Raw genomic sequence first — 26443 nt, forward strand, 5'->3', positions numbered from 1 at the left:
CGTTGCCGGCTCCAGGCCGGCTGCCAGACACAATGCAAGAGGCCGCTTCCCGAAGGAAGCGGCCTCTTGCATTGAAAGGATCAGCTGATTTTGCGGGCGGCGCGGCGCCGGCTGAGTTCGTCCTCAGCGTAGGAATGATCATCAACGTGCTCACTGGGCAACTGGGCCAGGCTTCCTTCGACCTCGCGCCAGACCCGGCCGACGGCGATACCGAAGACGCCCTGTCCGCCCTGGACCAGATCGATGACCTCATCAGCGGAGGTGCATTCGTAGACGCTGGCGCCGTCACTCATCAAAGTGATCTGAGCCAGATCTTCCACCCCGCGCTCCCGCAGGTGCTCGACGGCGGTGCGGATCTGCTGCAGCGAAACACCGGTGTCGAGAAGCCGCTTGACGACCTTCAGGACCAGGATGTCCCGGAAACTGTAAAGACGCTGGGTGCCGGATCCAGAAGCGCCGCGGACGGCGGGCTCCACCAGTCCGGTGCGTGCCCAGTAGTCCAGCTGGCGGTAGGTGATCCCGGCCGCCTTGCAGGCGGTGGGACCGCGGTAACCGGCATCTTCATCCAGGACCGGCAGGTCTTCGGTGAACAGCAGTCCCTGGGCACTGGCCGGAAGTACCTTTCCGGGTGCAACGGCGCGGTGTTCGCCGGCATCGCCTTTCGGACTCACTGTTCCTCCTAGTAATGGTCCCCGTGAAGTCGGCGGCTGCCAGAGGTCATCGGGACTGGTGTAACCCAGTTAGACACTTGCCTGTGAGGCACTCCGGGTAGGGTTTGCTGCCTTGGCCGGTATCTCAACCAGCCCCTGCGGACCCTGTCCCGGTTTTCGTCTAAGTGTCTTCCTGATGACCCATTAGCGCAATGGGAACTCTATGCTTCGACGTTAGATCCGTGGGCGCCCAAGGTCAAAGATGCGGCCTCTTTTTCTCTAGGCGTGTCGAGCCGCTCAGCGCTCAAAATCCTCGGGTTCAACGTCGGCAAGGAACTCACGGAACTGGCGCAGTTCCTGCTCTGCGTTTTCCTGCTCGTCCTCATCCTCATCGGCGTCAGCCTCCGTGATGCGCACTCCCGCCTCATCCAGCACGGTTTCGGCACAGAAAATCGGGCAGGGAACACGCAGGGCGACGGCGATCGCGTCGGAAGCCCGGGAAGAGACCCGGGTACCGTCGTCGAACACCAGTTCCGCATGGAAGACCGTGTCTTCCACCGACACCAGCCGGACTTCGGTGACGAGGTGCTGCAGTGCCTTGATGACACTGACCATCAGATCGTGGGTCATGGGGCGCGGTGGCACAATCCCCTGCTGCACGAAGGCGATGGCGCTGGCCTCGGGGGCTCCGATCCAGATGGGAAGGTGGCGCTCACCCTCCAGTTCCTTCAAAAGCACCAGGGGTTGATTGGAAGGCAGCTCGATCCGCACGCCTACCACTTCGACTTCCTGCATCGGCTTCAGCTCTCCATCCGGGCTATCTGGCCGTTGACCAGGGCGCTGTGCAGGTTCAGGCAAAGTTCGCTGATCTCCCGCGCTGTTTCTGCCGCCCGCGCTTTCGAGGCGACGTCCCTGCGTGAGGCAACGGGTGCGATCACCCGCTCCACCAGCCCCAGTTCCCGGTCTGCAGCGGCACGGAAGGGCCGCAAATGGCGTGGCTCTATGCCGTGGGCTTCCAGCTGCGTGCAGGCTCTGGCGACTTTCAGGGCGTGTTCATCATACTGCTGGGCCGGGGCGCTGATAAGGCCAAAACTGATGAGGCTTCGGACCAGCTCCGCTGTGGCACCGGATTCAGCAACCAGCTCATCGAAGGTGAACAGCCGTGCCCGCGTCCGGGCGGCGAGCTCCTCCGCAAGCTGTTCCGAAACGGCCCGCGGCGCCAGGCTGATGCCGCCGGGCAGCGATTCCGGGCGCTCTCCCCTGTCGATCGCGTCGAGGTAATCCTTGATGACTTTCAGCGGCAGGTACTGGTCCCGCTGCAGTGCCAGGACAAAGCGCAGCCGCTCAACGTCCTGGATGGAGTATTTCCGGTAACCGGCGGCGGTGCGCTGCGGCGCCACCAGGCCTTTCTCCTCCAGGAACCGGATTTTGGAGGCGCTGATCCCGGGGAACTCGCCGCTGAGGTCGGCAAGGACCTGGCCGATGTTGAGCACGCGCGGACGCGCACGCTCCCCGGCGGTTCCGACGGCGCGCCGCGCAGCCTCTGGTCCTGGCATTCGATTCCGCCTTTAGGCCGTACCGGCAGCCGGACGTGCAGCGTAGAAAGTGAGCCGGAACTTGCCGATCTGGACTTCGTTTCCGGTGCGCAGCAGCAGGGTGTCCACACGGTCGTTGTTGACGTAGGTGCCGTTGAGGCTCATGGAGTCCACAACCCGGAACCCTTCGGCGCTGCGCCGGAACTCGACGTGCTTGCGGGAGACGGTGACGTCATCCAGGAAGACGTCTGCGTTCGGGTGGCGCCCGGCAGTGGTGACGTCCTGATCGAGCAGGAAGCGGGCTCCGGCGTTGGGGCCGGAGTGGGCGATCAGGAGGGCCGACCCTGCGGGAAGTGCAGCAACCGCGGCACGCTCGTCAGCGCTGAGCTTAGGCTCGATCGACGCCGCATCCGAGATGGGCGGAAGGCTGATCGACGTCGTGTCCTCCGCACTGAAGCCACGCTGATCATCCGCACGTGCGGCGTTGTAGTCCTCGCCCGCCATGGTGTTTCCTCCCCAAAAAGAACCGGCCATCCCGCGTTGGTTTGCGGCTGGCCTGATTTACCCTGATCTAAATTGCTTACCGTTCGTGCCGTACCGGCTGTCTTAGCCTACCTGTTACACGGCCCGGGCGGCACAGGAGATTTTTCGTCCCCGTCCTGCTAGGCGGGCGGGGTGCCGTCAAAGAGGATGACCGGGACGGAGGGGAGGATCCCCTGACTGACGTCGAGGCTCTCCATCCGTCCGCGGAAGCCTGCATCAGCCAGCAGGACGGCGGAATCCCGGTCCCAGCGGCACCCGTGATCCCATTTGGCGCTGAACGGCGACGCCGCCCGCTGCAGCCCCCGCTTGAAGCTTCCCTCCGGTGCCGCCACGTGCTCTGCGAAGACGGCACGGCCATCCGGTTTCAGGACCCGCAGGACCTCTGCCAGCACTGCCTGCGGATCCGCGACCGAACACAGCACCTTCGTCGCCAGTACGGCGTCGACGCTCCCGGCAGCCAGCCCGGTGTCCTCAGCATTCCGGGCCAGCGCTGCCGGGTAGCCGCGGGCTGCTGCGGCCGCGTCCAGTTCCCGGCGCCGGCCGGCGTCGGGCTCCAGGCCGATCCAGTCGGCGTCGGCAGCCAGCAGCCCAAGGTTGCCGCCCGTGCCCGCCCCGATCTCCAGCACCGTGCCCCGGAGGGTGCCGATCACCAGCGCGCAGCGCCTCTCGAACTCCGCGTAACTGACCTTCGTCATGGAGACGAAGGTACTCCTGAACCGGGGCAGCGGGTACTGGCGCAGGTTATCCTTCCCGCACGGCCCGCTCCGCTGCTTCGTCGATGAGCCCGAGCAGCACCGTACGGGCCCGCTCCAGCACCCTGGTGGAGACGTTCGCGTCGTAGGAGTGGGCAATGGCCAACCCCTCAGCGGCGTACCGGACCACCAGGATCCGGTCCGGGTCCAGCCCGTCCTGTTCAAACAGTGTGAACCAGCTGTCGCTGTCCGCGTCGCTGAGAGCCTGCACGCCGGGGATTTTCTCCAGGGCGGGCCAGATACCGCCGAACGTCCCGTACTCGGCCAGGAGCGCGGAATCCGTTCCGCAGAGCGCACGCACGTAGGCACGAAGCACTTTGCCCGGACGGTTCTCCGACAGGTCCACCAGCTCCAGGACCCGCACCCGGAACCGTTCCAGGTAATCCTCCGCCACCGCGCAGAGCAGTGCCTCACGGTCCGGGAAATGGTGCAGCAGACCGCTCTTGGACAGACCCGCGGCAGTGGCAATGTCCTGCAGCGTGGCGGCCGTCCCGCGCTCGGCCAGCACACTGACCGCGGCATCGAGTACGGCGCGCCGGGTCCGCTCGGGGTTCCGCTTCCCCTCAGCGTCCGTCACGGCTGCTCACTCCGTCCGGAAAGGTGCGGGTCCGTGCCGGCAGCAGTTCCTTCTTCGGCCGGTTCCGGTACCGCGCCGGCGTTGGTTGCAGCCGCACCACTGGGTTCCTCCGCGCTGCGGGTTTCCCCGGCCCCGCTGGCCTCAACAGCCCCGCTGGCCTCAACAGCGCCGCTGGTTTCAACAGCCCCATCGACGGCGCCGCCGTCATTGGTCTCAAGGACCGCGGGGATGACGCGCCAGGCGATGGTGCCGGCGATCAGCAGGATCGCGGCAGCGACCAGTGCGGTGATCTGCATGGCTCCGGTGAAGGCGTGCTGGACTTCGGCGATCAATCCGGTCTGACCACCCTCGAGGGCGTTGAGGGCGGATGCCAAGGAGTCTGTCACGCCTGCACGGGTATCGGCCGGCAGGGCAGACAAATCCGGAAGACCGGTCCGGTAGAGGGCCGAAAGCACAGACCCCAGCACGGCGATTCCCAGGGCAACGCCGAGTTCATAGGCGGTCTCGGAGACCGAGGACGCAGCTCCGGCCCGCTCCCGCGGGGCAGAGGCGACCACTGCGTCAGTGGACAGCGTCATGGCCACACCGATACCCAGTCCGGTCAGCGCCAGCGCGGCCGCAATGCCGATATAGCCTTCGAACCCCTCAGTGATGGACAGCAGCACCAGGCCCACTCCTCCAAGGATCAGGCCGCCGCCGATGGCTGGACCAACCCCGGTGCGGGCCACCAAAGTGCCAACCACAAAAACGACGGCCATCATGGCCAAGGTCACGGGCAGCTCGGCAAGGCCCGCCTGGAGCGGCCCGAAGCCGCGCACCAGCTGCAGGTACTGGGAGAAGAAGAACAGCAGGCCACTCAGGGCAAAGATGGACAGCCCATTGGCGATGACGGCACCGCGGAACGCCGGACGCCGGAACAGCTCCACGTCCAGCATCGGATCCGGGACGCTGCGCTGGCGGCGAATGAAAATCCAGCCGGAAACCAGTCCCACCAGCAGCGCGGCGATGCCAAGGGGTTCAATACCGTAGCCGAACGCCCGCTTGACGGCGTAGACAATCGGCACGATCGCGGCAATCGAGAGGACGGCCGAGAACAGGTCCAGCTTGCCCGGCGCCGGATTCCGGGACTCCGGCAGCAGGATGGCGCCACTGACCAGCAGCAGGAGCATCACGGGGATGTTGATCAGGAAGACCGATCCCCACCAGTAGTTCTCCAGAAGAATTCCACCGACGAGGGGGCCCAGCGCCGCGCCGCCGCCGGCACCGACGGACCAGATGGCGATGGCACGGGTCCGCTCCGCCGGCACGGCGAACACGTTCCGGATGATCGACAGGGTCGAGGGCATGATGGTGGCGCCGCTGATACCCAGCAGTGCCCGGGCTGCAATCAGGATCTCCGGGGTGGGAGCGAATGCCGCGAGGGCCGAGGCGACACCGAATCCGGCTGCGCCGATCAGCAGGAGCCGTTTGCGGCCGATCCGGTCTGCCACGTTACCCATGGTCACCAGCAGGCCCGCCAGCGCGAAGGAATAAATATCGCCGATCCAGAGCAGCTGCGTAGAGGTCGGTTCCAGGGAAGCGCTAAGGGAGGGCACCGCCAGTGCAAGCACGGTGCCGTCCACAGCCAGAAGCATCACCGCGAGCGTGAGGACGCCCAGTGAGGCCCATTCGCGGGGTCCGGCGGAAGAGGGCGGGGCAGTCGTTCTTAACATGCCTCCAGTGTAGCCGACCAAATGGTCTGTACAAGAAACTGTTTAGTCTGCACGGCACCTCCCGGTGGGCCGCGGAAGCATCTGCACCGCCGCTCCCGCGGTCCGGAACCAGCCGGGTCAGTTTGCGGCAGTGAAGCGCTCCCTGCGGTGGGCGGGACGTTCAATTTCGTCGAGCATGGCCACTGCGTAGTCCTGGGTGGAAATACTGCCGCCGGCCGGAGAGTCCTTGGCAGTGACGTAGGAGCCGGTCCGGACACCGGGCGCAATCTCCGGGGCGGCAGCGAGCATGGTCCAGTCCAGCTGTGCCGGAGCTGCCAGGACAGCCTCGTAGGCCTCGGCCAAGGTGAGTGCCTCGGCCCGGTATTCCTCCGGGAACCCGGCGGTGTCAACGAGCCGCTTGCCGTCAACCTCCAAGGCTCCGGCGCCTCCCACTATGAGCAGCCGGGTACTGCCGGCACTGCTGTAGGCCTGCTTCATGGCCTCCAGCCAGTCACCGTGGTCTCCTCCTGTGCGGCTGGGTCCGGTGGCCAGGACGACGGCGTCGTGCGCGCCGGCAATTTCGGCGAACACGGCGGCATCACCCAGGTCTGCCTGGCGGCTGAGCGCCCCGGGAATCTCCGAGATGCTGCGCGAGACCGCCGTGACGTCATGTCCGCGGCGCAGCGCCTCTGCGGCAATCTGGCTTCCGACCATGCCTGTGGCTCCATAAACGGCAATTTTCATTGGTACTCCTCAAGTAACGCTCGGTGTTGCTGTCCCTTTGACACTCATGAGAGTATCTATTTGATACTGATAGCCTCAAAGAAACTGGGTTACCTATTGGATACCAATGAGGTCAACATTTTCGACCCGAACTGCCCCTCGCGGGTGATCTTCCAGCGCATCGGAGATAAATGGACCGGACTCATTGTCCAGGTTCTCGCCGATGGGCCGGTCCGGTTCTCCGACCTGCGCTCCAAGGTCCGTGCGGTGAGCCCCAAGGTGCTCACCCAGACCCTGCGGGCGTTGGAGCGCGACGGGCTGATCACCAGGACCGTTCATGCCCAGGTGCCGCCCAGGGTCGACTACGAACTCACGGACACGGGCCGTTCACTCCTGGAGCCAATGGCTCAGTTGAGGAAATGGGCCGAAAACCACGTTCCCACCATCCTGGAGGCAAGGGACAGGTACGACGACGCCCGCGATTCGGAGGTCCTGGCCGGCCGGTGACGCCCGCCAGCGGCGCCGGTGCCAGCTCCAGCCCCTAAGCGGTGGGGAGTACGGCAGCGATGGCGCTGATTTCCACGAGCGCGCCCGGCACACCCAATTCGCTGACGCGGGCGGCCAGCACCAGGGCTGGCTCGTCGGCGGCGAGTTCCTGTGCCACCGCCCCGTAGCCCGCCGCGAGGTCCGCTCCCTCGGTGAAAAGGACTGTCCACTGCACGACGTCGGTGAGGCTCGCCCCGGCGGCCGCGAGCGCGGTTTTGGCGTTTTGCAGGGCCCGGGCGGACTGTGCACCCGTATCGCTGCCGCCGATCAGGGAACCGGTGGAGTCAACTGCGTTCTGGCCGCCGATGTAAATGGTGGCCGCTCCGGGCGGCACGACGGCAACGTGGCTGAAGGCAGGGCTCACAACGAGCCCCTCTGGGCGGAGGCGCTGGATGGATGTCATCCCCAAACGATCACATGAAGCCGCGGCGTCCGGTAGGCGTACCGGGGCTGTCCGGACGCCGTCCCCCGGGTTTCCCGTGGCCGGTTCCCCCGGGCAATCCGGTTCCCGCCGATCCGGCCGGCGGCCCGAACCAGCGGACCGCAGCCGCAGGCAGGTCCGCCTGGCTGCCGCCACCGTTACCGTTACCGGTACCGGTACCGTCAGCGTCACCGGCCCAGGCAACGTGGCCGTCCGGCCGCAGCAGCAACGCGGGAGCGTCGAGTTTCCGGGACAGCTCCTGTCCCTGGTTCCCCAATTCGGTGACGAGGTCCACCCGGTCCTCCCAGCCAGCGGCGGAGAGCTGCCCGGACGTGTCCAGCAGGATGCCGCGCCCGGTGTGCATCCGTTCGTACAGCCGGCCGTGGGCCAGCTGCACATCCGGCAGCCGCCGGCCCAGCAGCCTGTGCCCTTCACCAAAGTCGTAGCGCAGGCCGGTGGCCGTGACCTTCTCGGTCAGGTACCGGTTCACCTCCGCGAACTCCATCAGCTCAGCCAGCAGCCGGCGGACCGCCTGCGGGCCCGGCTCGGACAGCGTCAGCTCCGACTGGGCCCGGGTGTTGTCCAGCACCTGCGCCGCCACCGGACGCCGCTCGGCCGCATAGCTGTCCAGCAGCTCCGGCGGCGCCCAGCCGGTGATCTGGGCCGCCAGTTTCCAGCCAAGGTTGAACGCGTCCTGGATCCCCAGGTTCAGCCCCTGCCCGCCGAACGGCGGATGAACGTGGCCGGCGTCCCCGGCCAGGAGGACCCGCCCGGACCGGTAGCGTTCCGCCAGCCGGGTGGCGTCGCCGAAGCGCGACAGCCAGCGCGGTGAGTGCGCCCCGAAATCCGTGCCCGCCAGCCGGATCAGCTGCGCTGACAGCTCCTCCAGTGCGGGTGGGACAGTCCGGTCCCCGGCCACGCCGGCAGCGGGCACCACAACCCGGTAGGCGCCGTTCCCGGCCGGTCCGGCACCGAAGTCCTTATGCGTTTTGCGGACTTCGGCCACAACGGCGGCCACTTCCTCCGGGGCGGCTGTCAGTTCCAGCTCCCCCATGAGGTGGTCGTGCCGGCTCGGATCCCCGGGGAAGCCGACGCCGAGCTCCCGACGCACCGTGCTCCTGCCGCCGTCGCACCCCACCAGATACCGCGAGCGCAGCCGCGTGCTCCCGCTGAGCACGGCCTCCACACCGTCATCGTCCTGGGTGAATCCGGTAACCTCCGTTCCGCGCCGGATTTCGACGCCGAGATCCAGGGCATGCTGCGTCAGCAGGCGTTCGGTGGTGGTCTGCGGAATCCCGAGGACGTAGGGGTGCGTGGTGTCGAGACCTTCCGGCTGGGAGGTGGTGATACCGGCGAAGAAGCCGGCGAGCGGGTGTTTCGTGCCGAGGTCCAGGAACTCATCGGCTATACCGCGCTGGTCCAGGATCTCGAGGCTGCGCGCGTGCAGGCCGAGTCCGCGGACCACCTTGGTGGGTGCGTCTTCCTTGTCCAGCACCAGGACCTCCAATCCCTGGAGCCGCAGTTCACTGGCCAGGAAAACCCCGGTGGGTCCGGCCCCGGCAATGATGACGTCGATCATGCTGCACCTCGGTTCGCAATGCGCGGTCCCGGCAGGCCGGCGGGTGTTTGCCGCGCTTTTCCGGCCGCGGCTGACCATTCTCCCCGCGGACCCCGGTCTTGCCGCAAGCCCCGGGTCCGCGCCTAAACTGGAAAGGGCAGGGAGTTACAGTGGGGCGATGAATGCCGATGCGCGCCTGCCCCGGGTTGAGGTCCATCCCGCCACGGTCGACCGTTTCGATGACCTCACCGCTGTTCTGGCGGCCAGGAAACCTGCCACCGCCGCCTGCTGGTGCCTCAGCTACCGGGTCCCGGGCCCGGAATTCCGCACCCTCGCCGGGAATGAACGCCCTGCGCGCCTGCGCCGCTTCGCTGAGGACGGTGTTCCCCCGGGCGTCATCGCCTACGTCGACGGGGTTCCCGCCGGATGGTGTTCCGTCAGCCCCCGTGCTTCCCATTCCCGGCTGGCACATTCCCGGACCATTCCTGCCGTGGATGAGCTCCCGGTGTGGAGCATCGTCTGCCTGGTTATCAGGCCTGAGTTCCGCAGGCGGGGCCTGGCCTATCAGCTGCTCGACGGCGCCGCCGGTTATGCCCGTTCGCAGGGCGCACCGGCGCTCGAGGCCTATCCGGCCGATGCCGCGGGCGAGCGGCTCAGCGCTGCTTTCGCCTATACCGGCACAACGGAGCTCTTCGAAGCCGCCGGGTTCCAGCGCATCCTGCCAACCGCATCCAGCACCGGAGGTAAAACCCGGTGGCTGATGCGGCTGGCGCTTAATCCACCGACCTGACATACCGCTGACGGGCTAGTCCTCTGACGCGCTAGTCCACTGAGCGGGGTCCAGACGCAGCACCTGATCGTCGTCCGGTCCGGGATTGCCCCGCCCATCGGTGTTGTTCGTGAGGATCCAGAGTGAACCGTCCGGTGCGTTGACGACGTCGCGGAGCCGGCCGTACCGGCCGGCCAGGTGTTCTTCAGATGATCCCAGCGCGTCCAGCGGCACCTCCCGTAACCGTTCCCCGCGCAGGTTCGCAATGAAGACCGAACCGCCGGTGACGGTAATGCCGCTGGGACTGGCATCCGCCGGGGTCCACTGCTGGAAGGGATCCAGGTATCGGCTCTCCCCGGCTATCCCCTCGACCTCCGGCCAGCCGTAGTTCCCGCCGGGCAGGATCACGTTCAGTTCATCCCAGGTGTTCTGTCCGAATTCGCTGGCGTAGAGGCTACCTCCTGCGTCCCAGGCGAGGCCCTGCGGGTTGCGGTGCCCATAGCTGTAGACAAGGGACCCGGGAAAGGGATTGCTTTCCGGGACGGAGCCGTCCGGAGCAAGGCGCAGGATCTTCCCGTTCAGGGACCGCAGATCCTGCGCGCTGGCCCGGTCACCGGCGTCCCCGGTGGTGGCGTAAAGCTCTCCGTCCGGACCGAAGGCAATGCGCCCGCCGTTGTGGATGGGCCCGGCCTCGATGCCGTCGAGGATTGTTTCGGCCTGGCCCAGGCCCAGGGAACCCGGGCTGCCGGTCAAGGCGCGGCGCTCGATGCGGTTCTCCCCTCCTGCGGTGAGGTAGGCATAAAGGAAGCCGTCCCGCACTGCGATTCCCAGCAGGCCGCCCTCTCCCTGCCCGGCCGCATCGCCGATGGTGCCGGCCTCGCGGAGGTTTCCGCCGCTGAGTTCGAGGATCCGGGCGGAATCCCGTTCGCTGATAAGCGCAGTACCGTCGTGGAAGGCGATGGACCAGGGCGCTTCGAGTCCGGCCGCGAGGACCTCCGGTGCGTCCTCCGCTCCGGTGGCGCCTGCCTCTGGGGATGCCGGGGAGGGCACCTGAGGTTCCGGTTCTCCTGCGGTGCACCCTGCAATGGTGGGAACCGCCAACACGGCGGCCGCGAGCCAGGCGGCCAGGCGCCGTCGTCCGTTCATTGCCTGCTGCCGGCTCAGTCCGCGCTCATGCCGGCGGTCAGGTTGAGGACGGAGCCGTTCAGGCTGTCCGCGCCGCCGTGGGCCAGGAAGACGGCTGCTTTGGCCACTTCGCTGAGCGTCGGAAGCTTCCCCGTGGTGGTGAGGGCTTCGAGGAAGCGGGTGAACTCCTCCAGAGGCATGGGCAGGTCCGGTGTGCTGCCGATGGTTTCCAGGATGCGCTGGGGGCGCAGGCAGACCACCCGCACGCCGGCCGGCCCCAGCTCGGCCGCGAACGTCCGTGTCAGCGCCTCAACGGCGGAGCAGGCCGCGGCGAAACCGCCCACACCGGCAATCGCAACGCGGGCCGGTGACGCGGACAGGGTCAGGATGACTCCGCTCCCCCGTGGCACCATCTGGGCTGCCGCAGCCCTCGCGGTGATGAACTGCGTCCGCAGCCAGGCCGCTGCCGGAGCGGTGACGTCCTCCACGGACATGTCCAGCAGCGGGGTCCCCTGCACCAGGGGAAGGCTCACAGCATTGAGCAGCACGTCGATCCGGCCGGCCTCATCAACGACGGCGCTGGTGTGGGCGTCTACCGCCAGCGGATCGCTGGCGTCCACCTCGCTCACATGCACCCGTGCCGTCCCGGCCGCCCGGATCCGCTCCGCTGTTGCATTCACGGAGTTCCGGTGGAGTCCGGCCAGGAACAGCTCCGCGCCGTGGCGGGCGAACTCCTCCGCCACGGCCCCGCCAATCGCGCCTCCGGCGCCGTGGATGATGACCTTTTGTGCGGGCGCGTCAGCCGCCATGGACCTGCTCCTGTCGTGAGGCAGACCCGGGAACCTGCTTCGGTTCCCGGTGGGACGACGCTAGCAGTGCCGGTGCCGGCAGTCACCTGCGGCCTGCCGCCTTCCGCCCGGCCCGGCCCCAATCGCCCCCTGCTGCCCCTGCCGTCCCGGCCCGGGACGGCAGGGGCAGTTTCGTTCTAGGAGTCCCAGATGGGGCCGAAGGCCGGAATGCCGCGGCGTTCAAACTCGCTGACGACCCGACCGGTGACGGACTTGTTGGAAACAATAATCACCGCGTCCGCTCCGGAGGCCACAAACGCGTCATAGGACAGTTCGAACACATCGGGTTTGCCCTGCTCCGTGGTGTTCCAGATGACGGCGTCAGGCTGCGCGGCCTCCACCTCGTCGACCAGGGCGTCTCCGTAGGTTGCCCGCGGAGTCTTGGTGACCCAGACCAGCCGGGCACCCTGGGTGTCGGTGAGCAGGTGCCCCAGGGCAGGACCGATCCCGCTGCCCGTGGTCACGTAGAGCACCCGTTTGAACAGGCGCTTCGCGTTCGCGACACCTACGGTGGGGATGCCCCGGACCCAGACGTGTGTCGGCGGGTTGTTGATGAAATCGCCGGTCCAGCCTCCCGCCCGGGAAACCACCATGCGGTAGCCGGACTCCCCCGGCGCGGCCGGCACACAGGCGAACGGGTGCCAGCCCAGGAGCGGATGCCGGCTCATCGCCCGGGTGGTGCCAACCTGCGGAACGTAGCCATGGTCGAGCCGCACAATGATCGTGTGGTCGGAGGGCCGCTCGGTGGTGATCGGAACCCTGCGCAGCAGGATCCACGGCCATACGGCGAGACCGGTGGAGATCACCAGCATCCAGAAAATCGGAGAAGTCAGCAGCGCTTCGCTGAAGCTGCGCGCCGGCGTCTGCAGCTTGGCGAGGAGCAGCGCGTTGGTCCAGCCGAGCACCAGCACGGTCCAGGTGCCGAAGCGGTGCGACGCTTCGAAGACGTCGTGGTGGCGGGTCCGGAATCCGGGATTGGCCAGGACGCAGATGGTGATGAGCACCGCGGAGACGACGAGCGCCAGGGCAACCGAGACGTCGTCGTACCCGGCTTCTCCGTCGGCCCAGGCCGGGGCCAGCAGCACGACGTACGCCACGTACCAGAAGGTTCCGGCAATGGCGCCGCCGACGTGCAGTCCGCCGACGTGGTAGTACTGCGCCAGCCGCCAGCGCAGCCGCAGCGGCCACGAGACGGGAGCCCTGGTGGCCAGGTAGGAAATCAGGTTCACCATCCAGTGCTGCCGCGGGAGGATGGAGAACAGGATGTTGATTTGGGAGATTGCCGCGATCACCTGCAGGCTGCGGGCGTGCGGCTGCCACCAGCCGGCGGCGAGGCCCCACACAAACAGTGCCGCGTTCACCACCAGCACTCCGGCGAACAGTGCCACGTAGGTCATGACCCGCGCGCGGCCGCGTGAGTGGGTATCAACGGTTCCGGCAGGCTCGGCTACCGCGTCTTGAGTTGTCTTCACACCCCCATCTTCTTGGACTGGGTCCAAGATTTCGCATTATGACGGTTCACTCACCCATGTCCGGGCGGTTGCTGCTGCTTCTCCGGAACTGTCTGCGGGGCCCGCTCCCCGTCCGAAAACGGGATGCTGGCCCCGCAGGAGCGCCGCAGTCAGGCCATGCTGGCGGCATACCTGGCCGGATCCGCGTCAAAGGCGGGTCCGCAGCCGGCACAGCAGAAGTAGTAGCGCTCCCCTTCGTAGTCCCGGTAGAGGCCGGCTGCCTCGGCGGCGGTTTTGCTGACGGGGCTGCCGGCCATCACCGGACAGGTGGTCAGGTCATCCGCCTGGCTGCCGAGCAGGTTCGCGCGGCCGTTGCCTGCCGCGGCCGGGTTGGGAGCGCTGGTGCCGCAGCAGCCGGCGGCCGCCTGGGAGTCATTCGTCATGGTGTGCCTCTCGTGTTCTGCGTGATTGATGGGAACTGATGCCCTGGGCCCGGCTACTGCTTGGCGGTGCTCTTGAAGCCACGCAGCCGCAGGCTGTTGCCGACGACGAAGACGCTGGACAGGGCCATCGCGGCTCCGGCGAGCATGGGATTGAGCATCCCGAGCGCCGCGACCGGAACAGCGGCGACGTTGTAGGCAAAGGCCCAGAACAGGTTGGTTTTGATGGTTCCGAGGGTTTTGCGGGACAAGCGGATGGCATCGACCGCGCTGCGGAGGTCACCGCGCACCAGCGTGATGTCGGAGGCTTCGATGGCGACGTCCGCGCCGGTGCCCATGGCCAGGCCAAGGTCCGCCTGGGCGAGGGCCGGGGCATCGTTGACGCCGTCGCCGATCATCGCGACCACCTTGCCTTCGGCCTGGAGCCGGCGGACGACGTCGACCTTGTCCTGCGGGAGGACCTCGGCAATGACTTCCTCGATGCCCACCTCGTCGGCAATCTGCCGGGCGACGGCGTCGTTGTCGCCGGTGAGCAGGACCGGGGTGAGGCCGATTGCCTTGAACTGTGCGATGGCTTCAGCGCTGGTCGGCTTCACGGTGTCCGCCACAATTAGGATGCCCCGGGCCTGCCCGTCCCAGCCCACCGCGACGACGGTTTTGCCTTCGCCCTCTGCCTGGGCCTTCGCGGCGGTTAGTCCGGGGCTCAGCTTCAGGGACCATTCGGCGAGCAGCGACTCGCGGCCGACCACGACGGCGTGCCCGTCGACGACGCCCTGGACGCCTTTGCCTTCCACATTCGCGAATTCCCCAGGTGCCGGCAGCGGGCCGGTCTCCTGGACCGCGCCCTTGGCGATGGCCTGGGCGATCGGATGTTCCGAGGCGTCTTCCAGCGCTCCAGCCAGCCGGAGCAGTTCGGCCCGGCTGGTGCCGGGCTCAGCGAGCGCGTCGACCAGCGTCATTTTGCCGGTGGTGACGGTACCGGTCTTATCCAGGACAACTGTGTCGACTTTACGGGTGGATTCCAGCACCTCCGGCCCCTTGATCAGCACACCCATCTGGGCGCCGCGGCCGGTGCCGACCAGCAGTGCCGTCGGTGTGGCCAGGCCCAGGGCACAGGGGCACGCGATCACGAGCACGGCGACGGCTGCGGTGAACGCCGCTGTCACGGGGAAGCCGGCTCCCAGCCAGCCCCCAAGGGCGATGACTGCAATCACGATCACGACCGGTACGAACACACCCGAAATCCGGTCCGCGAGGCGCTGCACCTCGGCCTTCCCGGTTTGGGCATCCTCGACGAGCCTGGCCATCTGCGCCAGCTGTGTGTCCGCTCCGATCCGTGTGGCGCGGACCACCAGCCGGCCGCCGGCATTGGTGGTCGCACCGGTGACGGCATCACCCTCGGCAACCTCCACCGGGACGGATTCACCCGTGAGCATGGACGCGTCCACGGCGGACGTCCCGGAGACCACAACGCCGTCGGTGGCGATCTTCTCGCCCGGGCGGACTATGAATTCGTCGCCGGCCTTCAGCTCCTCGACGGGGATCTTCGCCTCGACTCCGCCGCGCAGCACCGAAACGTCCTTCGCGCCGAGTTCAAGGAGTGCCCGCAGGGCGGCGCCGGCCTGCTTCTTGGACCGCTTCTCGAAGTAGCGGCCGGCCAGGATGAACATTGTTACCCCGGCGCCCACCTCAAGGTAGATGTTCGCGGCCCCGTCGGAGGGCGCCAGCGCGAACTCGAACGGATGTGTCATGCCGGGAGTGCCGGCGGTGCCGAAGAACAGTGCATAGAGCGACCAGAGGAAGGCAGCGGAGGTGCCCATGGAGATGAGTGTGTCCATGGTCACGGCGCCCTGCTTGAGGTTGGCCCAGGCCGCCTTGTGGAAGGGCCATGCCCCCCACACGATCACCGGGGCAGCCAGCGCCAGCGACGCCCACTGCCAGTAGGTGAACTGCAGCGCCGGGATCATGGCCATGGCGATCACCGGCACCGTCAGCACCACCGCGCCGATCAGCCGGTGGCGCAGCGAGACCAGCTCCGGGTCTTCGTCCCCGGCGGCGCTGGATGCAGCGCCGCCGTCCTTGCCGCCCTTCGGCGCGGGAACGACGGCGGTGTACCCGGTTTTTTCCACCTCCGCGATCAGCTGCGCAGGGTCGTAACCCGCCGGAACGGTGACTTTCGCCTTTTCGGTGGCGTAGTTCACGGTCGCCGTGACGCCGTCGAGCTTGTTGAGCTTTTTCTCGATCCGCATGGCGCAGGAAGCGCAGGTCATTCCGCCGATCTCCAGCTCGATGCCGGTGCCCACGCCCGGGGATGTTGATGTGCTCATGTGTTGTTCCTTCGCTTAGCTTCTCTGCTGGGGCGGGTTGTTTGCCGGTGCCGGGTTTTTTGCCGGTGCCGGGTTTTTTGCCGGGACCGGGTCAGTGGCCGGGACCGGGTCAGTGGCCGGGTTCAGAATGCGGTCCGCCTCCGGTGTCCGGGGAGGCGCTGCTGCTGGTGGCGCTGCCGTGCGCGGCGTCCAGCACAAATGCGGCGGTGTGGACCTGGCCATCCACCTGGAAATCCAGATACAGCAGGTAGCGGCCCGCCGTGGGGACCTCGGCTGCGAATCCGATCTCCGGCCCGGAAGTCTCTCCCGGTGCAGGTTCCTCGCCCTGGGGGTGGACATGCAGATACGCCAGGTCCCCGTCGCGGAGCGCCACGAGGTGCCCAAAGGCGCCCAGATAGGGTTCCAGGGTGGTGACCGGCTCCCCGCCGCGGGTAACCGTAAGAGTGAGGTCGCTGGAGGTGCCCGCTGTCAGGTCACCCCCAAGCGAGACGGTGAAGCCCTCCACCTGGGCCGACCGGGTGGGCTGCGCTGCTGCGGGCGTGAAGTCTCCAGCCACCTGCACCGTTCGCGTCAGCGTCAGGGACCCTGCGTCCTCCCCGGCTGCTGCCGGCGTGAAGTCCGCGTAGACACGGTAGCTGCCGGCCTCAGTCCATTCCCAGGGGATTGACCAGGTACCGGTGGATTCATCGAGCACCGGGTGCACGTGGCGGAAGTGGCTGCCGTCGGTGCGGGCAACGATCAGGTGCAGGTCCTGCTCGTGCGAGGTTTGGTAGTCCGTGACCGGCTTCCCGGCAGCGTCCTGGATTTGGAAGCTGAGGGTGCCCGTCTCCCCCGCTGCTCCGGGTGCCTGGACCGGGGACAGGAGATATCCGTCGGTACCGGCCGCGAGGCCCTTGACGCTCTCCGGTGCCGGCGTTGCTGCGGCCGGCGTTGTGTTGGCAGTGTCCTGCTCCGCACCGTGGGCTTTCATATCGGTTCCTCCTGCCGGGCTGCCTTCGGTCCATTCCACAACGGCGCTCTCAGGGACTACGGCGCCGGCGGCGCCGAAGGCGCCGCCGAAGGCCACCACCAGCCCAGCCCCGTAGAGCCCCAGGCGTGAGCCGGCGTTCATGCTGTCCGCACCGCCGAATAGCCTGCCTCCTCCACCGCGGTGAGGACCTGGGCGTCGTCGAGCGGAGCGGAGGCCGTCACGGCAAGCTTGCCGGACTGGGCACTGACCTGGATGTTCTCGACGCCGGGGATCTGCTCCACTTCTTCGCGGACCGAGAGTTCGCAGTGCCCGCAGGTCATTCCGGTTACCTGGTATTCGTTCGTGGCCATGGTGTCTTCCTTCCGTCGTGGCGCATACCCCCACTGGGTATGACCTATGTCGCCGACTATATACCCCATGGGGGTACTACGCAAAGGGGTCAACCGTACGATCGACCTGATTGCCAACCTATACCCCCTATGGGTATAGGTTATACCCCTACCGGGTATTCCGGTTTCTCAGTCTCAGGAGGAATTCCATGTCACCCCATCCACCCTTATCACCGGCGAAAAGGTGGTTCGGCCTGGCGCTGATCGCCACAGCGCAGTTCGTCGTCATCATGGACACCTCGATCATCGGTGTCGCTTTGCCCGACATCCAACGAGGCCTCGGCTTCACTCCGGAATCCCTCTCCTGGGTATTCAACGCCTATGTGGTTGCCTTCGGCGGCCTGCTGCTGCTGGGCGGCCGCCTGGCAGACGTCTTTGGCGCCAGGAAGATTTTCGTACTGGGCTGGCTTGTCCTCATCGCAGGATCCCTGCTCGCAGGAGCCGCTGACAACGCCGGGCTCGAGATTGCCGGCCGCGCCGTCCAGGGCGCCGGTTCCGCACTGATCGCTCCGGCTGCCCTGACCCTGCTCATGATGCTCTTCGGGGGAACATCCGATCTCCCCAAAGCCTTTGCCGTCTACGGCGCGGCCGCACCGATCGGCGGCACGGCCGGCGTGTTCCTCGGCGGAGTCCTGACCGAATACGCGAGCTGGCCCTGGGTGTTCTATGTCACCGTTCCGATAGCCCTCCTGGTCCTGGCTTTCACGGGCAGCGCACTCCCCCGGACCGAACGAAAGACAGCGGGATCGATCGATATCAGCGGTGCCCTCACCGTGACAGCAGGGCTGGCCGTGGTCGTCTACGCGGTCGTCAATGCTCCGGAGATCGGCTGGCTCACGTGGCCAACCCTGGGTGTGCTGGCCGCAGGCCTGGTGCTGCTGCTGGTCTTCTTCCTCATCCAGGCGCGGATCCGCAATCCACTGCTTGGCCTTGGACTGTTCCGCGCACCCCAGCTTGGTGCAGCCAACGGCGCGCAGTTCCTGCTGGGCGCAGCTTGGGTGTCGATGTGGTTCTTCCTGAACCTCTACCTGCAGCAGATTCTTGGGGCATCAGCCTTCGTCGCCGGCGCCGCGCTCCTGCCGATAACCGGCCTCGTGGTTGTGGTCATGCTTGCGCTGGCACCGCGGCTGCTGGGCCGGTTCGGTTCCAAGGCGCTGATCGTTACGGGGCTGCTGTTCCTGGCGGCCGGGCTCGTCTGGCTGTCGTTCGTGCGTCCCGACGGCACGTACCTGGTCGATGTCCTCCCGGCATCGCTTCTGGCAGCCCTCGGAATGTCGCTGGCGTTCGTCCCCTCGCTCGGCACGGCCATTAATGCCGCACCGCCCGCCGAAACCGGCGTGGCGTCCGGTCTGGTAAGCACCAGCTACCAGATTGGTTCGGCCCTCGGCCTCGCCGTGCTCACGGCCATTGTCTACGGCATTTCCGGTGTCCAGCCATCACCGGAAGAACTGACCCAGGGGTACTCCGCAGCCTTTTCCGGTGCCGGAATCCTCGCCCTGGCCGGTGCCGTGATCACGGCTTTGGCGATGCCCGGCCAGCGGGTATCCGAACCCGCTGCCGGCGAGTCGGTACAGGTGTAGCAACCGGACCGGCCGTTGCTCACAACTCATTGCCCATAACTGAACGGAGAACCAAGATGCCCACACCAACACTGATTTTCGCCTACTTCGGATCACCCGGGACGCAGGGTGCACTCGCTGCGGCAGCCAGGCTCTTCCCCGCCCTGCAGCGGTGCTGCTCCTTCCGATCCACCCGGTAGAACCGGAAATATCCGCGGCGCAGCGGCCGGGGCCTGGCCGGACATTCGTTCGACCGGGCCCCGGCCGTGCTGCGCCGCACCGGTCAGCCAGGGACGGCGGCACGCCCAGCACGAAACCGTGTCAGGCCAGATGCCGGACGAAGAACCGGGCTGCGTCCTCCGCTGCGAACTGCGGAACACCGGTGTGCCCGCCCAGGTTGGCCTGCAGCGTCTTTTCCACGGAACCAAAGGCATCGAACAGGTCCAGGGCCAGCTGCCGGTCGTTTCCCTGATCGTCCCACTGCAGCAGGACGTGCAGCGGAATCGTGATCCGGCGGGCCTCATCAAACATGGCCCGGGGCACAAAGCTCCCGGCGAAGAGACCGGCGGCTGCGATGCGGGGTTCGGCGAGGGCCAGCCGGATACCGATGGCGATCACTCCGCCGGAGAAGCCAACCGGAGCGCGGAGATCCGGGAGCGGAAGAAGCGCGTCCAGGGTGCTCTGCCATTCCGGAACGGCGGCGTCGACCAGCGGGAAGACCAGCCGGTCGATGATGTCGCCGAGCTGCCCGCCGGCCGCCAGCGCCCCGTGAAGATCAGCGCGGGCCTGTTCGGCGTCGAGCAGGCGGGGCCGGGTGCCGGCCCCGGGGAGTTCAATGGTGGCTGCAGCAAATCCATCGGCGGCGGCTTGCCGGGCCCGTCCCGCCAGCCGCGGATACATCGCGCGCAACCCGCCGGGGTGGCCCAGCAGGATCAGCGGCGCCGGAGTTGAAGCGGGAGTGGAGGTTGGAGTCCACAGGATGCCCGGGATCTCGCCGAGGGTGAATTCACGTTCGAGGAGGCCGTCATCGAGTCGTTGTTCGGAAATGAAATGCATGGTGGTGCCTTTCGGGAGTGCTTTGGCAACGGCGCTCCCGGGCGGCTACCGCCCGGCCATGACTCCAACGAGGAGCACCCACATCACATCGTTCACGGGTACCACCTCCTCGTTCGCCGGCACAGCGCCACAACCGTAGCAGCGGCAGCAGCGCCCCCGCCAGGGGTTCCCCAATGTTCGCTCCGGCGTTCAGCCGAGCCTTCACTGCGGCCGAAACGGCCCGGTTGAGACGCAGCCCCTGGCCGGACGGCGGCGGACCCGGGAAACTGACAGTGGCGGTTCGGCGCGCCCCGACGATGAGGAGGCAAACATGGGAGTCCTGTTTGTGCACGGTGCCGGCGGCTGGGTCGATGACCAGCCGATGGCCGATGAACTGCGCACGCGCCTTGGGGTGAAGGTCGACATGCCGCAGTTCCCCGACCAGGATATGTCTGCTGCGGCCTGGCGGGCCGAGCTGGACCGACAGCTGGATTCCCTGGGACCGTTTGCGGTGATCGTTGGGCATTCGTTTGGGTCTTCGATGCTGCTGCTCCGCATGGCGGACGGCTGGCCCGGCCATCCGCTGCCTCGGGGACTCGTGCTTGCGGCGACGCCGTATTGGGGCTCGGAGGGGTGGCAGGCGGAGTACGCCCTGCCGGCGGACTTCACGCCACCGGCAGGGCTGCCGCTCGTTTTCCACCACTGCCGCGACGACACCACGGTACCGTTCGACCACCTGGCCCGGTTCGAGTCCCTCCTGCCGGGCGCCGTGGTCCGCCTGCATGAGTCCGGCGGCCACCAGTTCGAGGGGCGGATGGCGGCGATTGCCGACGACGTCGGTTCGCTGGGCTGAGGCCGTATGCCGGCGTCAGCGCCTGTGGAGAGAACCGCGTGGAGCGCGTGGATTTCGTCAGTGAGTTCCGCGACGGGACCGGCGACGTCGGCGCCCGGCACAACGGCGGCGATCGGCAGGGCAGCAACTGCACCCGCCGGAACATTCCATTCTGCAAGCCACTGGGATAACTGCTCCGTGCCGGCGGCGTAGACGATGTGCCCGAGCCCCACCCAGCCATGCGCGGCCGCGCACATCGGACAGTGTTCCCCGGAGATGTTACCCGGAGGTGTAGACCGTGCTGGCTGCACGCTCCGCTGGTGACTGGTGTTCTGCAGCCCACCGGGCGATCTCAAACTCGGGGTGGCGCGTGGCGTCTCCCTCCTTGCCCCGGTTCCGGTCTTTGAAGAGCACCCGGCCTTCGGCGTCGACAAGCACCGAGCCGAACGGCTCGTCGCCGTCCTCCAAGGCAGCGCGGGCAAGCTCCACGCAGCGGCGCAGCTGGTGCAGTTCGACAGCGGTGGGCGCATAGAACGTGGTCATAGCCCCTACGCTAGCAAGGTGACTGCTCACCGTGACTCCGCCCGGCCGCCCCACCTGCGCTGGGCCCCCATCGCCCTCGTGGCCGTTGGGGGTGCGTTCGGTGCAGCCACCCGCGAGGGCCTCTCACTCCTTATCCCCAACCTCGGCGAAGTACCGGTCTCCATCGCCATCATCAATGTGGCCGGCGCGTTTCTCCTGGGCTGCCTTTATGAAGCGCTCACCCGGCTGGACAGTGCGCGGTCCGCGGGTGTGAACCTCAAACTGCTGCTCGGCACGGGATACTGCGGCGGCTTCACCACTTACAGTGCTCTGGCCACGGATACGGCGATGTTCCTTAGGGACGGTCTCCCATGGGCGGCAGTTGCCTACCCTGCCGGAACGGTGCTGATAGGCGCGTTCGCCACGTGGCTCGGCATTGCCGTTGCCGCTGGGACCAATTCCCGGCTGCAGGCAAAGGCAGCCGGACCGTCGGACGAGGATCACCCAGCCTGTGATCGGGAGGCTGGCTCATGACCCCGCTCACCTTCCTGGTCCTGGCCCTGGCTGGCGGGGCCGGTGCTGCGGTGCGCTTTCTTTTCGACGGGCTGATCCGCACCTGGCTCCAGACGGAGTTTCCCTGGGCGACGACTCTCATCAACGTGTCAGGTTCGCTCGCGCTCGGTGTCCTCACCGGACTGACTCTCGGCCAGGTGCTGCCGACGGACCTCGGCATCGTGATCGGAACCGGGTTCCTCGGCGGGTACACAACGTTCAGCGCGGCCAGCTATGAGACCGTGCAGCTCATCAAACAGGGCCGGCACATCGCGTCCCTGGTCAGCGGCGTTGGAATGCTGGTGCTTTCGGTGGCCGCTGCCCTACTGGGTCTCTGGATCGGAACGGCGCTCTAACCGTCCTGCCCGGGCCGGTCATCCGGCTGCCCGCGGCGCGGCCAGAAGGACATGGCCCGCTCGGCCAGCGCGGTGATCGTGAGTGAGGGGTTCACGCCCGGGTTCGCGGGCACCGCCGCCCCGTCGACGATGTGCAGGCCCGGATGGCCCCACACCCGGTGGAACTGGTCGATGACGCCGTGCTCGGGCGAGTCCGAGACGACTGCCCCGCCCAGGAAGTGTGCGGTCATCGGGAGGCCGAACACCTCGGGCCATGAGCCGCGCGCCGCCGCGGGCACAGCGCCGTCGCGCTCAAGCCGGGCGGCGATGGCCTGGACCGCCCGGTGCGCACCCGGGAGGTGGCTCGGGTTCGGCTCACCGTGTCCCTGCGCGCTCGTGAGCACGCGGCGGCCGAAGCTCCGCTTCAGCGAGAGCGTGAGCGAGTTGTCGGCTGTCTGCATCACGAGCGCGATGATGCCCCGCTCGCTCCAGCGGCGGAGCGAGCCGAGCCGCAGGGCCGTGACGGGTGCCCGGAGGAACCCTCCGATGAGGGCGGCGAGCCGCGCACCGAGTGGGGCGTCACCCGGCACGAGTCCGGTCGCGAGCCCGCCCATGAGGTTCGAGCCCGGACCGTAACGCACATTCTCGACATGCGTCGTCTCGTCGACATGGAACGAAGTGGTGATCGCGGCCCCGCGCGCGAGCTCGAGCCCAGCAGGCAGCGAGACGGCGACCGCGCCGTCGAGCGCTTCAGAGTTCGTCCGGGTGAGCCGGCCCAGCGAGTCGGAGAGTCCGGGCAGAGCGCCGGAGGCCTTCATGCGGTGCAGCAGCTGTTGTGTTCCCCAGGTCCCCGCGGCGAAAACCACCTGCTCGGCCGTGACTGAGCGCCGGTCACGGCCGAACCACGCGCCCGGGCGTTCCGTCGTGACCCGGTAGCCGCCTCCGGCAAGTGCCCGCACCTCGGTTACGGTGCGGAGCGGTTCGATCACCGTGCCGAGCCGCTCGGCAAGCGCAAGGTAGTTCTTCACCAGCGTGTTCTTCGCCCCGACGCGGCAGCCGACCATGCAGTTGCCGCACAGTGTGCACCCCGTGCGTCCGGGACCCTCGCCGCCGAAGAACGGGTCAGGCACCGTCTCGCCCGGCTTGCCGAACCAGATGCCGACCGGGGCGCGCCGGAAGGTGTGGCCAACGCCGAGATCTTCCGCGGCACCCGCCATGATGCGCTCCACCGGCCCCTCGTGGGGATACTCCTCGACGACGCCGAGCATCCGTTTTGCGGTCGCGTAGTGTGGCGCGAGCTCGGCCCGCCAGTCGGCGATGTGCGCCCACTGCCGGTCGGCGAAGAACACCTCGCCCGGCTCGTAGAGCGTGTTCGCGTAGTTCAGCGAGCCGCCGCCGACACCGGCTCCCGCGAGCACCATAACGTGCGGCAGCTTGTGAATGCGCTGCACCCCGAAGCACCCGAGTGCAGGAGCCCACAGGTAGCGGCGCACATTCCATGAGGTTTTCGCGAAGTCTTCATCGGCGAATCGGCGGCCGGCCTCGTAGACGTGCACTCCGTAGCCCTTGGCGCGGAGCCGAAGAGCAGCGACCGAGCCGCCGAATCCCGAGCCGATGATCACGACGTCATGGTCAAACCGGGTCCCGCCCATGGCCTTGCTCATACCTGCCTCCGCGGGGCGACGGCGGCGTCCGGCGCGGCGCCGGGCACGGTCTTGGGAACCAGCACCGTGAGGGCGCCGGGCAGCAGCGAGAAACGCACCGCACCGCCGCCGAGCCGCTCGCCGTCGGCGTACACCACGAGCCCTGGCGCGTCGACCTCGATCGTGCCGGCCGCCGTCGACGTCACCTCGCTGCGTTCGATGTGACGGCCGCGCAGCAGCAGCGGGAAAAGGCGGATGAGTTTGAGGCGGCCAAGCGGCGCGATGTGCGTGATTTCGAGCAGTCCGTCGCACGGGTTGGCGGCGGGGCAGACGGCCATGCCGCCGCCGTAACTCGCCGTGTTGCCGACTGCTATGAGGGTGCCCGGCAGGTGCTGCCGGGGTGCACCGTCGACGCCGATTGAAAACGGCACCGGGCGCAGCCGGACGAGTTCCACGAGCAGGGCAAGGTAGTAGCGCGCCGTTCCGCGCGGCCAGCGCAGGCGGTTGGTGCGCTCGCTCACCCGGGCATCAAAGCCGAGCGCTGCGACCGTGAGGAACCGCCGCACCCCGCCAGCCGTCTCAGCCAGTCCGATGTCGATGCGGCGCGGCACTCCGCTGAGCGCGAGTTCGGCAGCAGCTGCGACGGCGGCAGCAGAGGACTCGTACGGGAGCCCGAGCGCGCGGGCGAGATCGTTGCCGGTACCTGCCGGCACGAGTGCAATGGGAATGCCTGCGCCGACGACCACGTCCAGCACCGACGACAGGGTGCCGTCGCCGCCGACCACAACGAGGGCGCGGGGCCGGCCGGCGGCCGCCTGGGAGGCCAGGGCGCGGGTGTCGTCGACGGAGGTGCCCGTGAACTCCCGCACCTCGGCGCCGAGCTCACGGAGCCGGGCGACCGCGGTATCGGCCGCTGTGGTGCCGCGGCCACGGCCCGACACCGGATTCACGAGCAAGGCGATGTGCCCGGGCACCTCAGCGGCTCCGGGTTTCGGCGGCACCTGCCGCCAGCAGCGCACCCGGATTGAGGATCCCGGCGGGGTCGAGCTCGGCCTTCACCGCGCTGAGCACGCGCAGGCCGAGTCCGCCGATCTCGCGCTCTAGCCAGGGGGCATGGTCGCGGCCGACGGCGTGATGATGGCTGATCGTGCCGCCGCCGGCCATGATTGCGTCGTTCACGCGCGGCTTCACCTCGTCCCAGACCTCAAGGGCGTCGCCCTTCACTCCCGCGAGGACCGTGAAGTAGAGCGCAGCGCCCGTGGGATAGACGTGCGAGACGTGGGAAAGCACCAGCGATTTCGCCCGGTGCGCGGAGAAGCCGAGGGTGATCGCCTCGGTAACCTCGCGCTTCAGCCGCTCGAGGTTGGACCAGGTCGTGGCGGTCTCCAGGGTTTCGCAGAAAACCCCGTGATCGAGCAGCGAATCGCGCAGGTACGGCGCGTTGAACCGGCCGTGCACCCACTCTTCGGCTGGCCGCTCTCCTGCGTGCGTCCCACCCGCGGCCGTGAGGACGGCGGCCGTGCGCGCCCGCCGGTCGGCCGTGATGGCGGCCTCGCCCTCGAAGACCGTGATGACGCTGCATCCCTTCGTGAGCGCCTTGCCGATGCGCCCCACCTGCGCGAGGCTCACCCCCGTCTCGGCCTCATCGGAGAGGCGGATGACGGTCGGCCCGGTGCCGAGCTGCGCGACCTGCCGCAGTGCGTTCGCGCCCGCGGTGAAGTCGCGGAAGGTCCAGGCGTCGTGCAGCCGCACCTCCGGCACCGGGTGCACCCGCAGCCGTACCTCGGTGATGACGCCGAAGGCACCTTCGGAACCCAGGAAAAGCTGCACGAGGTCGGGGCCGGCAGCCGAACCCGGCGCGCGCCCAAGATCGAGTTCGCCGCTCGGGGTCACAACACGCAGCCCCGTGACCATCGCGTCGAAACGGCCGTACCCCGAGGAGTTCTGGCCGGAGGAGCGGGTGGCCGCGAAACCGCCGATCGTCGCGTAGCGGAAACTCTGCGGGTAGTGCCCAAGTTCGAAGCCGTGCGCGGCAAGCAGCGCCTCAGCCTCCGGCGCGGTCGTGCCCGCGCGGAGGGTCGCCTCGCCGCTCAGCACGTCGAGTGAGACGAGCCCGGAGAGCCGGTGCAGTTTGAGGCTGACGACGGCGCGGCGGTGACTGCCGCCGCGGCCGGTCCCGCCCTCGGGGTCCAGCCCGCCGACAACGGACGTTCCCCCGCCGAACGGCACTACGGCGATCCCGCGCTCACCCGCGAGCCGCAGCACCGCGGCGATCTCGGCGTCGTCGGCCGGGTCGACGACCGCATCCGGCGCGTGCTGCCGCACCGCGCGGCGCCGCAGCAGGTCCAGCGTTGACTTACCGCCCGCATGCCGGATGCGTGCCTCGCGGTCGGTGCGCACATGTTCTTCGCCGACGATGGCTGCCAACGCAAGCCTGTCGGCCTCGGAAAGAGCGGAGTCCGCGAGTTCGACCTCATCGATGGAGACGGCGGGTGCGGGGCGCGGGATACGGCCAAGCTTGACGGGCAGCAGAGCCCGCACCGCGCCGGGCAGGTCTTTGGCCTTGGCGGGGTCACCCCAGCCGTTCCAGCGCATCGGTCCGGGGGCGGCACTGGGATTTACACTGTGGGCTGCGTCATCGTCGAGCATG

At 67.9% G+C, this 26443-nt stretch carries 29 protein-coding genes; 7 read left to right on the plus strand and 22 right to left on the minus strand.

The genetic code is table 11. The annotated features are described in order from the left end of the window. Positions 1–80 precede the first annotated feature (80 nt). From AL3_RS12500 to AL3_RS12535, 8 genes are all read right to left on the minus strand, one after another. The gene (locus AL3_RS12500) at positions 81–671 is read right to left on the minus strand and encodes a MerR family transcriptional regulator (protein ID WP_066301345.1); all 591 of its coding nucleotides are present in this window, start codon (positions 669–671) and stop codon (positions 81–83) included. A gap of 276 nt (positions 672–947) precedes the next feature. Further along, positions 948–1445 (minus strand): bifunctional nuclease family protein, encoded by a 498-nt coding sequence (locus AL3_RS12505; RefSeq protein WP_066301348.1) that lies wholly within the window; start codon positions 1443–1445, stop codon positions 948–950. A 5-nt stretch (positions 1446–1450) separates the two neighbouring features. After that, positions 1451–2206, minus strand: coding sequence for a transcriptional regulator FtsR (gene ftsR, locus AL3_RS12510; protein WP_066301351.1), 756 nt, complete (start codon positions 2204–2206; stop codon positions 1451–1453). A 12-nt stretch (positions 2207–2218) separates the two neighbouring features. Beyond that, positions 2219–2689, minus strand: coding sequence for an FHA domain-containing protein (locus AL3_RS12515; RefSeq protein ID WP_066301353.1), 471 nt, complete (start codon positions 2687–2689; stop codon positions 2219–2221). A 158-nt stretch (positions 2690–2847) separates the two neighbouring features. Further along, a complete protein-coding gene (locus AL3_RS12520; protein WP_066301355.1) occupies positions 2848–3423 on the minus strand; it encodes a class I SAM-dependent methyltransferase in 576 nt (191 codons plus the stop codon). A gap of 46 nt (positions 3424–3469) precedes the next feature. Continuing rightward, a complete protein-coding gene (locus AL3_RS12525; protein ID WP_066301362.1) occupies positions 3470–4057 on the minus strand; it encodes a TetR/AcrR family transcriptional regulator in 588 nt (195 codons plus the stop codon). Then, positions 4054–5769, minus strand: a complete 1716-nt coding sequence (locus AL3_RS12530) for an MFS transporter (protein WP_083521708.1) — start codon at positions 5767–5769, stop codon at positions 4054–4056. Before AL3_RS12530 ends, AL3_RS12525 begins: the two co-directional genes overlap by 4 nt. A 117-nt stretch (positions 5770–5886) precedes the next feature. Next, positions 5887–6492 (minus strand): NAD(P)-dependent oxidoreductase, encoded by a 606-nt coding sequence (locus AL3_RS12535; RefSeq protein ID WP_066301365.1) that lies wholly within the window; start codon positions 6490–6492, stop codon positions 5887–5889. A gap of 96 nt (positions 6493–6588) precedes the next feature. On the opposite strand from AL3_RS12535, the gene AL3_RS12540 reads away from it, so the two are divergent. Further along, positions 6589–6978, plus strand: coding sequence for a winged helix-turn-helix transcriptional regulator (locus AL3_RS12540; protein WP_066301367.1), 390 nt, complete (start codon positions 6589–6591; stop codon positions 6976–6978). A 34-nt stretch (positions 6979–7012) separates the two neighbouring features. Here AL3_RS12540 and AL3_RS12545 read toward each other — a convergent pair whose 3' ends face one another. After that, positions 7013–7420, minus strand: coding sequence for a RidA family protein (locus tag AL3_RS12545; protein ID WP_066301372.1), 408 nt, complete (start codon positions 7418–7420; stop codon positions 7013–7015). Positions 7421–7430: 10 nt separating this feature from the next. Then, on the minus strand, positions 7431–9017 hold the full coding sequence (locus AL3_RS12550; protein WP_083521709.1) for an FAD-dependent monooxygenase: 1587 nt from the start codon (positions 9015–9017) through the stop codon (positions 7431–7433). A gap of 157 nt (positions 9018–9174) precedes the next feature. Here AL3_RS12550 and AL3_RS12555 point away from each other — a divergent pair, with 157 nt between their 5' ends. After that, the gene (locus AL3_RS12555) at positions 9175–9786 is read left to right on the plus strand and encodes a GNAT family N-acetyltransferase (RefSeq protein ID WP_066301377.1); all 612 of its coding nucleotides are present in this window, start codon (positions 9175–9177) and stop codon (positions 9784–9786) included. A gap of 15 nt (positions 9787–9801) precedes the next feature. On the opposite strand, the gene AL3_RS12560 is transcribed toward AL3_RS12555, so the two are convergent. The 7 genes from AL3_RS12560 to AL3_RS12590 all read right to left on the minus strand — a co-directional run bounded on the left by AL3_RS12560 (position 9802) and on the right by AL3_RS12590 (position 17276). Next, on the minus strand, positions 9802–10911 hold the full coding sequence (locus AL3_RS12560; protein WP_066301378.1) for a PQQ-dependent sugar dehydrogenase: 1110 nt from the start codon (positions 10909–10911) through the stop codon (positions 9802–9804). Positions 10912–10925: 14 nt separating this feature from the next. Next, complete coding sequence (locus AL3_RS12565) at positions 10926–11699, minus strand: SDR family NAD(P)-dependent oxidoreductase (protein ID WP_066301381.1); 774 nt, start codon at positions 11697–11699, stop codon at positions 10926–10928. Between the two features lie 176 nt (positions 11700–11875). Further along, on the minus strand, positions 11876–13210 hold the full coding sequence (locus AL3_RS12570) for an FNR domain-containing protein (RefSeq protein WP_151723922.1): 1335 nt from the start codon (positions 13208–13210) through the stop codon (positions 11876–11878). 149 nt (positions 13211–13359) lie between these two features. Further along, positions 13360–13632: a YHS domain-containing protein gene (locus tag AL3_RS12575; protein ID WP_066301387.1), complete on the minus strand. Its 273-nt coding sequence runs from the start codon at positions 13630–13632 to the stop codon at positions 13360–13362. A gap of 53 nt (positions 13633–13685) precedes the next feature. Next, positions 13686–15956 (minus strand): heavy metal translocating P-type ATPase, encoded by a 2271-nt coding sequence (locus AL3_RS12580; RefSeq protein WP_066301393.1) that lies wholly within the window; start codon positions 15954–15956, stop codon positions 13686–13688. A gap of 109 nt (positions 15957–16065) precedes the next feature. Continuing rightward, positions 16066–17067 (minus strand): DUF8832 domain-containing protein, encoded by a 1002-nt coding sequence (locus AL3_RS12585; RefSeq protein ID WP_066301395.1) that lies wholly within the window; start codon positions 17065–17067, stop codon positions 16066–16068. After that, complete coding sequence (locus AL3_RS12590) at positions 17064–17276, minus strand: heavy-metal-associated domain-containing protein (RefSeq protein ID WP_066301399.1); 213 nt, start codon at positions 17274–17276, stop codon at positions 17064–17066. The genes AL3_RS12585 and AL3_RS12590 overlap by 4 nt, the downstream gene beginning before the upstream one ends. A 188-nt stretch (positions 17277–17464) precedes the next feature. Here AL3_RS12590 and AL3_RS12595 point away from each other — a divergent pair, with 188 nt between their 5' ends. After that, positions 17465–18895 (plus strand): MFS transporter, encoded by a 1431-nt coding sequence (locus AL3_RS12595; RefSeq protein ID WP_066301400.1) that lies wholly within the window; start codon positions 17465–17467, stop codon positions 18893–18895. Between the two features lie 300 nt (positions 18896–19195). On the opposite strand, the gene AL3_RS12600 is transcribed toward AL3_RS12595, so the two are convergent. Beyond that, positions 19196–19930 carry a dienelactone hydrolase family protein gene (locus AL3_RS12600; RefSeq protein WP_066301403.1) on the minus strand — a complete coding sequence of 245 codons (735 nt, stop codon included), beginning with the start codon at positions 19928–19930 and terminating at the stop codon, positions 19196–19198. Positions 19931–20240: 310 nt separating this feature from the next. Between AL3_RS12600 and AL3_RS12605 the strand changes: the two genes are divergently transcribed. Both AL3_RS12605 and AL3_RS19120 read left to right on the plus strand, forming a co-directional pair. Further along, positions 20241–20762 carry an alpha/beta fold hydrolase gene (locus AL3_RS12605; RefSeq protein ID WP_066301404.1) on the plus strand — a complete coding sequence of 174 codons (522 nt, stop codon included), beginning with the start codon at positions 20241–20243 and terminating at the stop codon, positions 20760–20762. A 38-nt stretch (positions 20763–20800) separates the two neighbouring features. Then, on the plus strand, positions 20801–20932 hold the full coding sequence (locus AL3_RS19120; protein WP_370665359.1) for a hypothetical protein: 132 nt from the start codon (positions 20801–20803) through the stop codon (positions 20930–20932). An 88-nt stretch (positions 20933–21020) separates the two neighbouring features. On the opposite strand, the gene AL3_RS19125 is transcribed toward AL3_RS19120, so the two are convergent. Next, positions 21021–21284, minus strand: a complete 264-nt coding sequence (locus AL3_RS19125) for a cytidine/deoxycytidylate deaminase family protein (RefSeq protein WP_370665360.1) — start codon at positions 21282–21284, stop codon at positions 21021–21023. An 18-nt stretch (positions 21285–21302) separates the two neighbouring features. On the opposite strand from AL3_RS19125, the gene AL3_RS12615 reads away from it, so the two are divergent. Together AL3_RS12615 and crcB are read left to right on the plus strand one after the other, a co-directional pair. Next, the gene (locus tag AL3_RS12615) at positions 21303–21797 is read left to right on the plus strand and encodes a fluoride efflux transporter FluC (RefSeq protein ID WP_066301538.1); all 495 of its coding nucleotides are present in this window, start codon (positions 21303–21305) and stop codon (positions 21795–21797) included. Beyond that, positions 21794–22171 (plus strand): fluoride efflux transporter CrcB, encoded by a 378-nt coding sequence (crcB, locus tag AL3_RS12620; RefSeq protein ID WP_066301407.1) that lies wholly within the window; start codon positions 21794–21796, stop codon positions 22169–22171. The genes AL3_RS12615 and crcB overlap by 4 nt, the downstream gene beginning before the upstream one ends. Here crcB and AL3_RS12625 read toward each other — a convergent pair. From AL3_RS12625 to AL3_RS12635, 3 genes are read right to left on the minus strand one after another with little or no spacing between them, the layout of a single operon-like run. Beyond that, positions 22168–23814: a GMC oxidoreductase gene (locus AL3_RS12625; RefSeq protein ID WP_066301410.1), complete on the minus strand. Its 1647-nt coding sequence runs from the start codon at positions 23812–23814 to the stop codon at positions 22168–22170. The two genes, crcB and AL3_RS12625, sit on opposite strands and share 4 nt — an antisense overlap. Further along, positions 23811–24794 (minus strand): YegS/Rv2252/BmrU family lipid kinase, encoded by a 984-nt coding sequence (locus tag AL3_RS12630; protein WP_246168513.1) that lies wholly within the window; start codon positions 24792–24794, stop codon positions 23811–23813. The genes AL3_RS12625 and AL3_RS12630 overlap by 4 nt, the downstream gene beginning before the upstream one ends. Beyond that, a complete protein-coding gene (locus AL3_RS12635; RefSeq protein ID WP_246168511.1) occupies positions 24769–26442 on the minus strand; it encodes an FAD-binding oxidoreductase in 1674 nt (557 codons plus the stop codon). The genes AL3_RS12630 and AL3_RS12635 overlap by 26 nt, the downstream gene beginning before the upstream one ends. Position 26443 lies beyond the last annotated feature (1 nt).

The sequence above is a fragment of the Arthrobacter luteolus NBRC 107841 genome (assembly GCF_001552075.1).
In the GTDB taxonomy this organism is placed as follows: Bacteria; Actinomycetota; Actinomycetes; order Actinomycetales; family Micrococcaceae; genus Arthrobacter_B; species Arthrobacter_B luteolus.